The 12,878-nt window shown below is 64.5% G+C and carries 12 protein-coding genes and 1 riboswitch; of the genes, 8 read left to right on the top strand and 4 right to left on the bottom strand.

Going from position 1 to position 12,878, the window contains the following annotated elements:
- Positions 1 to 14 precede the first annotated feature (14 nt).
- From C7438_RS01305 to C7438_RS01320, 4 genes are all read left to right on the top strand, one after another.
- Positions 15 to 1,115, top strand: a complete 1,101-nt coding sequence (locus C7438_RS01305; protein ID WP_121443546.1) for a type IV pilus twitching motility protein PilT — start codon at positions 15 to 17, stop codon at positions 1,113 to 1,115.
- A 24-nt stretch (positions 1,116 to 1,139) separates the two neighbouring features.
- Entirely contained in the window at positions 1,140 to 2,765 is a 1,626-nt protein-coding gene (locus C7438_RS01310) for a GspE/PulE family protein (protein WP_121443547.1), read from the top strand.
- 33 nt (positions 2,766 to 2,798) lie between these two features.
- Positions 2,799 to 4,031 (top strand): type II secretion system F family protein, encoded by a 1,233-nt coding sequence (locus C7438_RS01315; RefSeq protein WP_121443548.1) that lies wholly within the window; start codon positions 2,799 to 2,801, stop codon positions 4,029 to 4,031.
- A gap of 102 nt (positions 4,032 to 4,133) precedes the next feature.
- Positions 4,134 to 4,850 carry a hypothetical protein gene (locus C7438_RS01320; RefSeq protein ID WP_121443549.1) on the top strand — a complete coding sequence of 239 codons (717 nt, stop codon included), beginning with the start codon at positions 4,134 to 4,136 and terminating at the stop codon, positions 4,848 to 4,850.
- Between the two features lie 131 nt (positions 4,851 to 4,981).
- Here the strand turns inward: C7438_RS01320 and thiC are convergent, their stop codons facing one another.
- Positions 4,982 to 6,745 carry a phosphomethylpyrimidine synthase ThiC gene (gene thiC / locus C7438_RS01325; protein ID WP_121443550.1) on the bottom strand — a complete coding sequence of 588 codons (1,764 nt, stop codon included), beginning with the start codon at positions 6,743 to 6,745 and terminating at the stop codon, positions 4,982 to 4,984.
- Positions 6,746 to 6,821: 76 nt separating this feature from the next.
- Between thiC and C7438_RS09080 the strand changes: the two genes are divergently transcribed.
- The 3 genes from C7438_RS09080 to nagA all read left to right on the top strand — a co-directional run bounded on the left by C7438_RS09080 (position 6,822) and on the right by nagA (position 8,722).
- Positions 6,822 to 6,986: a hypothetical protein gene (locus C7438_RS09080; protein WP_170143467.1), complete on the top strand. Its 165-nt coding sequence runs from the start codon at positions 6,822 to 6,824 to the stop codon at positions 6,984 to 6,986.
- A gap of 10 nt (positions 6,987 to 6,996) precedes the next feature.
- Positions 6,997 to 7,106: riboswitch (TPP riboswitch) on the bottom strand.
- Positions 7,107 to 7,295: 189 nt separating this feature from the next.
- Positions 7,296 to 7,511, top strand: a complete 216-nt coding sequence (locus C7438_RS08965) for a hypothetical protein (RefSeq protein WP_147401949.1) — start codon at positions 7,296 to 7,298, stop codon at positions 7,509 to 7,511.
- A complete protein-coding gene (gene nagA, locus C7438_RS01340; protein ID WP_147401950.1) occupies positions 7,481 to 8,722 on the top strand; it encodes an N-acetylglucosamine-6-phosphate deacetylase in 1,242 nt (413 codons plus the stop codon). Before C7438_RS08965 ends, nagA begins: the two co-directional genes overlap by 31 nt.
- A gap of 32 nt (positions 8,723 to 8,754) precedes the next feature.
- Here nagA and C7438_RS01345 read toward each other — a convergent pair whose 3' ends face one another.
- The 3 genes from C7438_RS01345 to C7438_RS01355 all read right to left on the bottom strand — a co-directional run bounded on the left by C7438_RS01345 (position 8,755) and on the right by C7438_RS01355 (position 11,363).
- Positions 8,755 to 9,489, bottom strand: coding sequence for an N-acetylmuramoyl-L-alanine amidase family protein (locus C7438_RS01345; protein ID WP_245956407.1), 735 nt, complete (start codon positions 9,487 to 9,489; stop codon positions 8,755 to 8,757).
- Positions 9,490 to 9,501: 12 nt separating this feature from the next.
- A complete protein-coding gene (locus tag C7438_RS01350; RefSeq protein ID WP_170143468.1) occupies positions 9,502 to 10,422 on the bottom strand; it encodes a glycoside hydrolase family 25 protein in 921 nt (306 codons plus the stop codon).
- Positions 10,423 to 10,619: 197 nt separating this feature from the next.
- Complete coding sequence (locus C7438_RS01355; RefSeq protein ID WP_121444027.1) at positions 10,620 to 11,363, bottom strand: SDR family NAD(P)-dependent oxidoreductase; 744 nt, start codon at positions 11,361 to 11,363, stop codon at positions 10,620 to 10,622.
- A 288-nt stretch (positions 11,364 to 11,651) separates the two neighbouring features.
- Between C7438_RS01355 and C7438_RS01360 the strand changes: the two genes are divergently transcribed.
- Positions 11,652 to 12,857, top strand: a complete 1,206-nt coding sequence (locus tag C7438_RS01360) for an iron ABC transporter substrate-binding protein (RefSeq protein ID WP_121443555.1) — start codon at positions 11,652 to 11,654, stop codon at positions 12,855 to 12,857.
- The last annotated feature ends 21 nt before the right edge of the window (positions 12,858 to 12,878 follow it).

A 12,878-nucleotide genomic window follows, 5' to 3' on the forward strand; every position in this document is an offset into this window, starting at 1 on the left:
GAGGGGGAGGCAGGGTGGAAGGGGGTTTCGCCCGTCCGTCCGAAAAGCGAATACCCGCGCACATTGAGGAGCTCCTTCGGGAGACCCAAGAGCGCGAGGCTACGGACCTTCACCTCACGGCGTTTTCTCCTCCAATCCTGCGCATCGGCGGATACCTCACGCCCCTGGAGGAATACGCCGCATTGGGCCCGGAAGACATCCGGAACCTCGTCTATCCGCTTCTCAGTTCGCGCCAACGAGAGGTTCTGGAAGAACGCCTTTCTGTCGACCTCGCCGTGGGCTTGGCAGGAATCGGACGCTTCCGACTGAACGTGTACTACCAGAGGGGGAGCTTGGCCTGCGCCTTTCGGCGCCTCGCGGACGAAATCCCCAAGTTGGAGGAGCTCGGCCTGCCCGAGTCCGTGTACCGCTTCCCCGACCTCACTTCCGGCCTCATCCTCGTCACGGGGGCCACGGGTTCCGGGAAATCCACCACGCTTGCCGCGATCATCGACCGGATCAACGAAAAGTACCGCCGACACATCATCACCGTAGAAGACCCGATCGAGTACGTGCACTACAACAAGCTGAGCGTGATCAACCAACGGGAGCTCTATACGGACGTCCCTTCGTTTGCGGACGCCTTGCGGGCGGCCCTTCGGCAGGACCCGGACGTGATCCTCGTGGGGGAGATGCGCGACCTCGAAACCATCCGCACGGCGATCATGGCGGCGGAAACCGGCCACCTCGTCCTCTCCACGCTTCACGCCCGGGACACGATTTCCACCTTCGCACGGGTGATCGGCGTTTTCCCTACGGAAGAGCAGGCCCAGGTCCGTCAACAACTCGCGGCTTCCGTTCGGGCGGTAATCGCCCAGCAGCTCCTTCCGCGTCGGGACGGGAAAGGGAGGGTCCTTGCGGCGGAAGTCCTCGTCGTAACGCCGGCGGTCGCCAACCTCGTGCGCCTGGGAAAGGACGAGCACATTCGCCTCATCCTCGAGACGGGTGGAAGGCTGGGGATGCAGACGATGGAACAGAGCCTGGTGGAGCTCGTCCAAAAGCGGCTGATCGACGTGGAAACGGCCCTGGCCGCCGCGCGGAACCCCGCCCTGGTCAAGGAGAAATTGGCCCTGTAAGCGGCCCTCGAGGGGGGACGGACGTTGGCCGTCGCACGCTCGCGCTTCGGCGAATTCCTCGTCGCCTCCGGAGCCCTCAAACCCGAAGAACTCGCCGCGGCTTTGCGCCACCAGCGGACCAGCCAAAAACGTCTCGAGGAGGTCCTCTACGAACTCGGAATCCTGCCCGAAGAGCGCCTCGTGGAACTCGTGAGTCGCTTCACGGGGTTCCCCGTGTTTTCCTTCGACGAGGTGGAACTCACACCCGAACTCCAACAGCTCGTGCCGGTCGCCCTCATCCGTCGGTACGACGTCTATCCGGTCCGCGCGGACGAGGGCGAGCTGTACCTCGCGTGCCGGGGGGAAGTTCCTTCGGGCGTCGTAGAAAACCTCCGGCGCATGACGGGGAAAAACGTGCGCCTCGTGCTCATGCGCCCTAGCGAGCTCGAGGAGCTAAGGAAATTCTTCCTCCAAGGGGAAGGGGAAGGCCCCGTTTCGGAAGGTGGGGAGGGGGGGTCGGCGGCCGACGTCCTCGACGCCATCCTCGCCAAGGCGGTGCACTTGGGCGCCTCGGACGTCCACCTCGATCCGGAGCCCGACCGCATCCAGGTCCGCTTCCGCATCGACGGATTTCTCCGCCCCGTCGACCAGTTCCCCCTGAGCCTCCATTCTGCCCTCGTGTCCCGCATCAAGGTCCTCGGACGGATGAACATCGCGGAAAAGCGGTCTCCGCAGGACGGCGGGTTCACCTTTCGTCCCGAAGGGGGACGCACGACCAACGTCCGCGTTTCCGTCCTACCCTCGGTGCGCGGCGAGAAGGTCGTCATGCGCCTTTTGCCCTCTCAGGAGAGGATTCTCGAGCTTAAGGATCTGGGCATGGAGGGCGAACTCTTAGAGAAGTTCACCCGCCTCCTCGCCCTTCCCCACGGCCTCATCCTCGTTACGGGCCCCACGGGCTCCGGTAAGACGTTCACCCTCTACGCGGCGCTCAAGCACCTCCGCCGTCCCGAAGTGAACATCATCACCGTCGAGGACCCTGTCGAGCTGCAGATGGAGGGGATCACCCAAGTTCAGGTGGACGTCACCTCGCGCAAGCTCACCTTTTCCGACGCCCTTCGCTCCATCCTCCGCCAGGATCCGGACGTCATCATGGTCGGGGAGATTCGCGACCGGGAGACGGCGCAGCTCAGCCTGCAGGCGGCGCTCACGGGACACCTCGTCCTCTCCACGCTCCACACGAACGATGCGGTGAGCGCGGTGGAGCGGCTCACGGACATGGGCGTAGAGCGCTACCTAATCGCCGCCGCCTTGCGCGGAGTTTTGGCCCAGCGCCTGGTGCGGACGATTTGCCCGCGCTGCCGGGTTCCCGTTCGTCCTCCCCTCGGCGAGTTTCTCGCGCTGGGGCTTAGCCCGGAAGACGAAGGGGAGTTCTTTGCGGGGAAGGGGTGTGTCTACTGCCACCAGTCCGGATACCGCGGCAGGACGGGGATTTTTGAGCTTTTGGTCGTGGACGAGGAACTCCAAAAGCTCATCGCCGGCGGGGCGGACGCGATCTCGCTCAAGGAGGCCGTCGCCGGGAAGATGAAGACGATGCGCGAAGACGGGATCGAAAAGGCAAGGCGCGGGATCACCACCTTGGAGGAGGTGATCCGTGTGACGGTGAGCATGTAGGGGAAATAGGGAAACGGAAGGGGGTGCATCGGGGTGCCGCAGTTTCGCTACCGGGCGCTCGACGCCGGCGGTCGGGCAATCCGCGGGGAGGTTACGGCCGCCGATCCCTCGCAAGCCGCATCTCTGCTTCGGCGGCAGGGCCTCCTCGTAACCGAACTTCGAGAGGAAACCGACGCGCGGCCGCGCCCGCAGGAGGAGGGGGGCCTTTCGGGTTGGGTTCCCGTGCGCCAAGGGGACGTGCTCCTCACGCTCAAGCAGCTCGCCTCCCTCCTCCGCGCCGGGGTGTCGTTGTCTGTATCCCTTTCGGTGTTGGAACGGCAGACGCGGAACGCCCGGCTCCGCCGGATTTTGCGGGAAGTCCGCGAGGCGGTGGAAGGGGGGACCCCCTTGAGCGAAGCGCTGGCGCGCCACCGCGTCTTTCCCAAGTTGGTTTCAAGCCTCGTACAGACGGGCGAAACAAGCGGGTTGCTCGACGTATCCCTCGAGCGGGCGACGCGGTATTGGGAAGAGCGAATGGCGCTCCGGCGGCGAATTCTCTCGGGGGTTCTTTACCCGGCGATCGTCTTCGTCGCGGCCATTGGGGAGGCGGTCTTCCTCATCGCCTACGTGATCCCCAAGATCCTCCCCCTCCTCCAAGAACTCGGGGGCGAGCTGCCCTGGAATACCTTGCTTCTCATCCGCATCGGGGAAGTGGTTCCGCCCAACTTGCCCAAGATCGGCCTGGCGGCGCTCGCCCTTGTGGGGTTTGGAGTTTTGTCCTTCCGGGTACCTTCGCTGCGCTACTACGCGGAGCGCGTCCTCTTTTCCCTCCCCGTTCTCGGGGAAATCTTGCGGTACTCGCTCATCGTCCAATTTGCGACGACGATGGCCCTCCTCCTCCAAAGCGGCGTTTCCATGCTCGAGTCGCTTCGCGCCACGCGGGAAACCATCGGGAATACCGTCCTTCGGGGTCTCCTTTCGGAGATGGAAGCGGCCGTCTTGGAGGGAAAGGGTCTTTCCGAAACCCTTCAGTGGCCCCAGGCGGGTGCCCTCTTCCCCCCCATGGTCGGAAGTATGGTACAGGTAGGGGAGGAAACCGGAGGGATCGATGGAGCCCTGGAAATGCTCGCCGGAGTGTACGGGGAGCTTCTCGAGACCAAGATCGCCCGAGCGCTGTCTTTGCTCGAACCGATGCTCCTCGTGGTCATGGGAGGAATGGTGGCGTTCGTGGCCTCCGCGCTCATCGGGGCCGTCCTCGCGAGCTACGGTGCCATCTCCCACCATTGAGGCGAGAAGAGGTCTCGTTTTCCTCTTGGCAAGGTTGCTCCCCATCCGGTATACTTACGGTAGGGTAACTCTCCCCAATTTCCGAGATGGCGAGGAGAGAGGATGGGCAGTCGCCGCATCGCCTCCGAGTTCCGCGCATTGGACGTCTGGGTTCCGCGGGAGGACGGCGAGAAACTTCTCTACCACCTACGCGGTAGGTTGCGCGCGCGGGCGCGCGTCCTGGACAACGGGGATGTGGAAATTCACTGCGACGATCGTGTCAACCGAATTGTCCTGCACATAGAAACGTTTCCAACAAAGTTCCGCCTCCGGGGAGAAGGGTATCTCACCGACCGCAGCGCGGCGGAAGCCTTGCGCTCCGCCGTCCTCCGGCATCGCGGTTCGTGCCTCATGATCCGGTATTTCCAAGGATTTGCCGTGGTCTACCGCTACGACGCGGGTCGCGTGGAGTACATCGAAAAGGTACCCATGTACACCAACCTTCGTTCGGCGCCGACGGAAGTCGCGGAAGGGGCAGAGGTCATCTTTCGTGCGAGAGGGAGGAGCGAAGGGGGTTCCCTGCACGGGCCGGCGGCCGCCTTGCCCGAGGGTGGGGTCTCCCGCATGACGATGCGTGAGCGGAATTCGGCCCTGCGAGGCGCGTCGAGCGAGATCGTCGTCGTCGACCCCGAGGACTTTCGGCGCATTGCACAATTCCGCGAGGCGATCGACCGCCTCTTGGACGCCCGCCTCCGGTATGCGGGGGACGAGAAGCGCGTTCGGGCGATCGACGCCCGGCTCAGGCGGCTCGTGCAGACGCTCCTCCAGTTGGAGGGGTGAAGGGGCGCGACCCGCGCCGTCGTCTCGTTCCGTGCGGGCTTTTCGTGAAGGAGAAAGACCAAGGGGGCACCTCGTGTGGGTGCCCCCTTTGGCGTATCGGGATACGGTCTGCGGCGGGAAGGCCCTCTCCCTCACACGTACACGTCGCCACCCGCGGCGCGGAAGCGTTCGCTCATCTCCCGCATCCCCGCTTCCCGCGCGGCCTCTACGGAAAGCCCCTTTTCCCGCGCATAGGCGAGGAGGTCCGTGCTGATGCGCATGCTGCAGAACTTCGGCCCGCACATGGAGCAGAAGTGCGTCGTGCGCGCGAGTTGCTCCTCCGGCATGGAGGCGTCGTAGTAGGCGCGCGCGCGTTCGGGGTCGAGGCCGAGGTTGAACTGGTCTTCCCAGCGGAAGGCGAAGCGCGCCCGCGAAAGCGCGTCGTCCCGCCGCTTGGCGCGCGGATGGCCTTTGGCGACGTCTGCGGCGTGGGCGGCGATCTTATAGGCGATCACGCCTTCCTTCACGTCGTCCCGGTTGGGAAGGCCGAGGTGCTCCTTGGGCGTGACGTAGCAGAGCATGGCGGCTCCAGAAAGGGCGATCATCGCCGCCCCGATGGCAGAGGTGATGTGGTCGTACCCCGGGGCGACGTCCGTCACGATTGGTCCCAAGGTGTAGAAGGGCGCTTCGCGGCACCAGGATTCCTCCAGGGCCACGTTCTCCCGAATGAGGTGCATGGGGATGTGCCCCGGTCCTTCGATCATCACCTGCACGTCCGCTTCGTAGGCGCGGGCGGCGAGTTCTCCGAGGGTGCGGAGTTCGGCAAATTGGGCGGCGTCGTTGGCGTCGGCGATCGAACCGGGACGCAGGCCGTCGCCGAGGGAAATGGCGCAGTCGTAGGCGCGGCAGATCTCGAGGATTTCGTCGAAGTGCGTGTACAGGAAGTTCTCCTCGTGCGTGGCGAGCATCCACGCCGCGAGGATCGATCCGCCGCGCGAGACGATGCCCGTTACGCGCTCCGCCGTGAGCGGCACGTAGGCGAGGCGCAGTCCGGCGTGGATCGTCACGTAGTCCACGCCCTGTTCGGCGTGGTCGATGAGGGTGTCGCGGTACACTTCCCAGGTGAGGTCTTCCGGACGGCCGCCCACGCGTTCCAAGGCCTCGTACACGGGCACGGTTCCCACAGGTACGGGCGCGTTGCGCAAGATCCACTCCCGCGTCTCGTAGATCCGTGGCCCCGTGGAGAGGTCCATCACCGTGTCCGCCCCCCAGAGGATCGCCCAGACCATCTTTTCGACCTCTTCTTCCACGGAGGAGGAGAGGGCGGAGGTACCGATGTTCGCGTTGATCTTGACGTGGAACTTCTTCCCGATGACCATGGGCTCGAGGGCTTCGTGGTTCACGTTGGCGGGGAGGATGGCCCGGCCGCGGGCGATTTCCTCTCGTACGACCTCCGGATCCACGCCTTCGCGGATGGCCGCAAACTCCATCTCCGGGGTCACGATCCCCCGCTTGGCGTAGGCGAGCTGCGTGACGGCCCGGTCGCCCTTGGCGCGAAGCACGGTACGGCCCGTGCGCCCCCGTACCCAATCCACGTCCCCGCGTTCGAGAACCCACGGCGTGCGCAGCGGCTTAAGTCCGCGGTACGGGTCGATGTCCGCACCGGGATCTGTGTACGGTCCGCTCGTGTCGTACACGAGGAGGGAAGTTTCTCCCTCTCCGTCGCCCCAGGGAGCGTACGGATCGTCCGGATGTTCCGGCGGCGTGACGGCGAGGTGCTTCCCGTCGCGGGTGAGGAGGATCTCGCGAAAGGGAACCCGTATGTCGGGTCGCGACCCGCGCAGGTAGACTTTGCGGCTGTTGGGGAAGATCCCCGCGTAGTTGCGCACGGCGAGGTTGGGCTTGGCGTTCGCCATGGTGTTCCCTCCTTGGGAGGTTTCGCATCTTGACCGCATCCCGGCGTTTTTGCGGTCCTCCCCGGACGCGTTGCGCGTGACGTACCGTCGGCTTTTGGGGCGGAGAGGTCGGGCGAAGCCCCTCTCGGGAAAGGGAAAGGGCCGCCTGCGCGCAGGCGGCCCTCGGTTCGACGAAGGAGGCGGCCTTCGAGGGAAGTTCCTCCTCAAGTGGGCAAAGGCCCCGGAACTTCCCCCCGCATAGCCGTCTCCGCTCCGTCGATCCAGGCGCTCCCTACGCAGGTACTACCCTGATCAGGTTCCGGCGGTCGGCGGCCTAAGCCGCCCTCTCAGCTCGCCTTGGCGAGCTCCCGCGCGCCCGAGGAAGACGGGACCAAAGATCCAAATGGGGTTGTGGTTCATTCTACCCGGAATGGTCGGAGAACTCAAGTTCTTTTTGCCGCGAAGTTCCGGACCTCTTTTTTTCCTATGGGGCCTTCGGGTATTATGGGGCCGGAATTCTGAGAACGCGTACGGGGAGGAAATTCGGGCTTCTGCAAAGGGGGAACCGGAGGTGGGACGAGGGCCGGTCACCGTCTACGTAAACGGTTCGCCGGTGATCGTGAGCTTCGATGCGCAGGTGCGCCACGCGATCCTTGCGTACGATCCGCGCCTCTACCGCCTCGTACGCGATGGGAAGGCGGAAATTGTCGATCAGGAAGGTCATCCCGTAGATCTGTATGGGGCGGTGGGAGAAGGGTGGGTATTTCACGTACGCCTCAAGAACTAGCTGATTTCTGCATCGACGGCGTACAGGTGCTCGCTCCGGATCCGTTGCCGGGCAAGGCTTCCGTATGCGTGCGCGATGGGAAGATCGTAAAGGTATCCGGCGGCACGTTTCGCGGGAGCGACGGGAGAGAAGGTAGGGGCACACCGGGTTCTCCTGGAAAGGGTATGGTACCCGTCCGGTATGCCCTACGCGGTGGCGCGTATCTCGTGCCGGGATTCGTCGACCTTCACGTGCATGGGGGAGGGGGCGGCGACTTTTCCTCCCCCGACCCCGAAGGGCATCGCGAGAGCCTCCGCTTTCACGCCCGCCACGGGACGACGTCCCTTTTGGCCACCACCGTGAGCCTCGCACCTCGAGAACTCGAAGCCGCCCTCCACACCTTGCGGGAAAGCATGTCCGCTCCGCCCGACGATGGCGCTCGGATCTTGGGGATTCACCTCGAAGGCCCCTTCCTCGCCCCCGCCTACGCGGGAGCGCAAAATCCCAAAGCGCTCCGCCTCCCCGACTTCGCCCTTTGGGAGCGCTGGAACGAAATTTCCGGCGGGGCGATCCGCATCGTCACGTTGGCCCCCGAGCTTCCCGGAGCTTTGCCGTTTCTCGCCACCCTTCGGGCGAGGGGAGTCCTCCCTGCGGCGGGCCACACCGCCGCACCGTACCGCGTGCTCCGCCGGGCGGTGCGGGCCGGTCTTGCGCACGTCGCCCACCTCTTCAACGGTATGCCTCCCATGCACCACCGCCGCCCCGGGCCCGTGGGGGCTGCCCTGCTCTGTCCCCGCCTTACGGCGGAGGTCATCGCCGACGGCGCACACCTGCACGTCGCGGCCGTCCGCATTGCCCATCGCCTCAAAGGGGCCCGCCGGTTGGCGCTCGTGACCGACGCGATTTCCGCCGCCGGCCTTTCCGATGGGCGCTACCGCCTCGGGGAAACGGAGGTCGAGGTGCGGCGCGGCAGGGCGTACGTGGCCGGAACGCACAAGCTCGCGGGGAGCACGGGGACGATGGAGGCGGGTTTGCGTCGCCTCGTCTTCGGAGCCAAAATCCCCCTTCCGGACGCCGTGCGCATGGCCAGCACGACGCCTGCGGAAATCCTCGGACTTACGACGAAGGGGCGTATCGCGCCGGGGTACGACGCGGACCTCGTCCTCCTCGACCGCTCCTTGCGCGTCGTCGCCGTGTGGCGGGAGGGCCGGCTCCTCTATTCCCGCGGGTAGCCGGAGGGCAGGCACCCCTTGCGTGCGCGGCCTTACGCGCCTCCTACGTCGACCTCTTTGACGATCGCCTCAAATCCGCAGGCGCGGGCGCGCGCGGCAAGCCGTTCGGCGTTCGCGCGCTCGCGGAAGGCGCCGATCTGGACGATGTACAGCTTGTTGGGCCGCGTATGCGCTTCGGGCGGATCGGGAAAGGGCGAAGGAGCCTTAGTTCGCGCGGTCAGTCCGAAGGCCTCTGCGACTCCCCGCGCGTGGGCATCGGCCACCGCGCGGAGGAAGCGGTCGTCTTTGAGCAGTCGGGCATCTTCGGGATTCGAGAGAAACCCATTTTCCGTAAGCACGGCCGGCATGCGCGTTTCCCGCAGGACGGTGAAGTCCGCCTTTTTCGGGCCCCGATCGGGAGAGCCGAAACGCAGGAATGTCTCTGCCGTCCTTTGGTGAATCGCGGCGCGGATTTGCGCCGTTCGCCCCGTGTCCGCAAGACTCGAGTGGATGTAGCTTTCGAACCCGCGGGGACGAGGGTCCGAAAAGGCGTTCACGTGGAGCGAGAGAAAGACGTCCGCCGCAACCTCGTTTGCCATTCGCACGCGTTCGGCCAAGGAAACGGTGACGTCGTCTTCGCGCGTAAGGAGGATTTCTACGCTTTCGTACCGCTGAAGGGCCTCCCGAACGAGGCGTGCGAGGACGAGCGTGACCTCCTTTTCGACGAGGCCGTTGCCTACGGCTCCAGGGTCCATTCCGCCGTGTCCGGGATCGAGGACGATGCGCACGGCGCTCCCTCCTTACTCTTTTCGCGCGTCCGCATCCCCGTGCGAGTTCGGCGTTCTTCGGAGGATGGGAGAGAAAATTCGAGTGAAAAGAAAGAGCAAGATCTTCCGAACCGCCGCAAGGAGTCGGAAGGCGAAGGTGTCGTTTCCCTCCGAATGCGGGAGGGAAGAGGTTTCGTCCGGCGGAAGGGTTTCTTCGTGCGGCGCCGCCCCGGGTTCGTTCCTCCCTTCGACTTCCGATTCCGGGGTGAGGGGAGGGCTTTCGGGCGGTGAGGCTGGGCTTGCCTCGGAGATGAGGGGCGCATCCGTTGGTGGCGGGGCGGGCGTTTCTTCGGAGGCGAGGTCGAGGGGGCCACGGTGTACGTCTAGGCATACGCGCCCGGTGATCCCGTCGATTATGCCGGAGCACGTGTACTGCCAAAACGTCCAGTTCTTCCACGCCCCGAGCGGCTCCGAGGGAGCGCGATCCCAAGAAGCGATCCAGAGGGGGTACCTTTCAAACTGCGGATCGCCGAGGTACTGCACGACAAACGCGGGGAAGGAGTACACCACCGGACGAAGGGTGCGGTTGGATACGTACTCGAGCCACGCCAAGACCGCCTCTCGAAAGGCCACGGGATCTCCGGTGGGCGGAATTTCGACGTCGAGGGCCGGAGGAAGGGTGAGGCGAAAGTCGGCGGTTTGCCCGAGGAAAAACTCGGCTTCCGCCCGCGCTTCTCCGACGGACTTTGCGCGGAAGAAGTGGTAGGCGCCCACGGCGAGCCCGGCTTCCGCGGCCCTCGAGGCGTTTTCCGCGAAGTAAGGGTCGCGAAACGTCGTCCCTTCCGTAGCCTTTACGTAGGCGAAGCTCAGTCCTTGGGCGGCGACGCGCCGCCAGTCGATCGCTCCCTGCCAATTGGACACGTCGAGCCCGCGAGGACGTTCGTTTTCCCCCATGCCCGCTCTTCCCTCCGGGACGGCACGTCGCATTCTCCCTGTAAGGTATGCCGTAGGGGATGCGCCGAAACTCCGTCCGGCGCCCCGCCTTTTCCCGAATGCGCGAAAAAAGGCGCGCCTCCGCCCCGACGAGGACGGGCGCGCCTTCCTTCGGGAAGCGAGGGTGGACTCTTCTTCCCAAAGGCCGGGGACTTCGCCTAAAACCGAAGGGATTGTCCGCCGTCGACGACGACGGTGGTCGCCGCAACCCAGGACGCGCGCGGGGAGGCGAGAAACACGGCTACGGCGGCGACTTCTTCGGCCGTACCCAAACGCCCCGCCGGGAGGTTGGCGTGTACGAAGGCGGCGAACCCCTGGGGGTCGTTTTCTTCCATACGCTTCCAGCTGCTCGTCGGGTGCAGGATGGACCCTGGGGCGATTCCCACGACGCGAACTCCCAGCGGGAGGAGTTCCCGTCCGGCCATCTTCGTGAGGCTCGCGAGTGCCGCCTTAGCCGCGTTGTATGCTGGTTTGCCGCCGGCCTCGAGCCCCCAAATGGACCCGACGTACAGCACTACCCCCTTTCTCCGCTCGAGGCTCGGGAGAAAGAGCTTCGTGAGGTGCAGGGGGGCGAAAAAGTTGAGCTCCATGACGCGGCGAAAATCCTCGAGCTTCGCGGTGCGGAATTCTCCCGTGCCCAGGCTTCCGCCCAGGGTGACCACGAGAACGTCTACGTCCCCCAGCTCTTCCGAAACGGCGCGGGCGAAGCCTTCCCTTGCCTCTTCCGTTGTGAGATCTGCGCGAAAGGAGCTCGCCCAAGGCATCGCTCCGTCCGGCGGGGAACTCCTCCCCGCAACCGCCACGCGCGCCCCTTCCTCCGCAAGTCCGCGGGCGATCGCCAGTCCGATCCCCTTGGTTCCTCCTACGACGAGGGCCGTTTTTCCTGCGAGACCGAGATCCACGTACACTCCCTCCTCGCCTTTTCCTCTTCCGTACTTCACGTTGTACCACATGCGGGAATTTTCGTCTCGTCGGACGGGTGCACCCCACGAGGTGCGCTTTTCTCCGCATCCTTTCGAGGAGCCTCGTTTGCCGGAGGAGAGGGTTCGCGAGACCCCCGCTTTTGTGAAACCGTTCACCGTACGCAAAACGTTCAAGAAAGCGTTTCCAGAAAAGCGTTGACAGGCTTCGGACGTATTGCTATGATGGGGACGAACGGTGTCTAGAACGACATACAAGGGGGAGTTTTCATGGCAAAAAGGCTTCGCCACATCCGCCTTTTTGTCGCACTGGTACTATCGCTTGCCCTCGTAGGGACGCTTGCCGCATGCGGCGGAAAGACGCAGACCTCCGCTCCGTCGGAGACTCCGGGGACGCAGGCTCCGTCGGCGGGTAAGGCCGAAGGCCAAATTCAGATCACGGATGCCGCCGGCCGCACGGTCACCTTGTCGGCACCAGCAAAGCGGGTCGTGGCCATCGGGCCGGGCGCCCTACGCCTCGTCACATACGTTGACGGCATGGAGAGCGTGGTCGGCGTCGAGCAGATCGAAAAGGGATCGAACCCGGGAAAGACCTACGGCTATCCGTTTAAGGACAGGATTGAGGCCCTCCCCGTGATCGGGCAGGGCGGGCCGGACACGCCTCCCAACGTGGAAAAGATTGTCGAGGTCAAACCAGACGTGATCTTTGCCGTTCAGCCGTCGGATGCCAAGGGAGCCGACGACCTCCAGGCCAAGACGGGCGTTCCCGTGATCGTCCTGTCGTACGGTCCCCTGGGGACGCTGGACAAGCCGCTCTTTACGTCGATCCAAAACATCGGGAAGGCGCTTGGCAAGGAAAAGCGGGCGCAGGAGGTCGTCGATTTCATCGAAAAGACCATGGCAGACCTCAAGCAGCGGACGAAGGACATTCCCGACGCGCAAAAGCCTACCGTGTACGTAGGCGGCCTCGGGTTCAAGGGCGGCCACGGGATCACGAGCACGCAGAAGAACTTCCCGCCCTTCGTCCTCACGCACGCGAAAAACGTTGCCGCGGCGCTAGACAAAGACGTGGTCCCCGACCTCGACCGGGAAAAGCTCGTCGAGTGGAACCCCGACATCATCTTCTTGGACCTCGGCAACCTCAAGCTCGTGACGGACGACTATCAGAAGGAGAGGCAGTTCTACGAGAGCCTTAAGGCCGTAAAGGACAAAAAGGTGTTCGGGATCTACCCCTTCAACTACTACAACACAAACGTCGAAACCGCTCTGTGGGACGCGTACATCGTCGGCAAGGTACTCTACCCCGACAAGTTCCAAGACGTCGACCTGACGAAGAAGGGCGAGGAAATCTACGCGGCGTTCTTCGGCGAGGCCGGCAAAAAGATTCCCGCGGAGCTTGAAAAGGCCTACGGCAAGGCGGGTGCGCCCATCGACCTTTCGAAGCCCGCAGGGCAGCAGATCGAACTCGGGAAGTGACTTCTGTCCTCGGAAGTCGTA

The organism is Brockia lithotrophica, assembly GCF_003633725.1.
Taxonomy (GTDB): Bacteria; Bacillota; Bacilli; order Thermicanales; family DSM-22653; genus Brockia; species Brockia lithotrophica.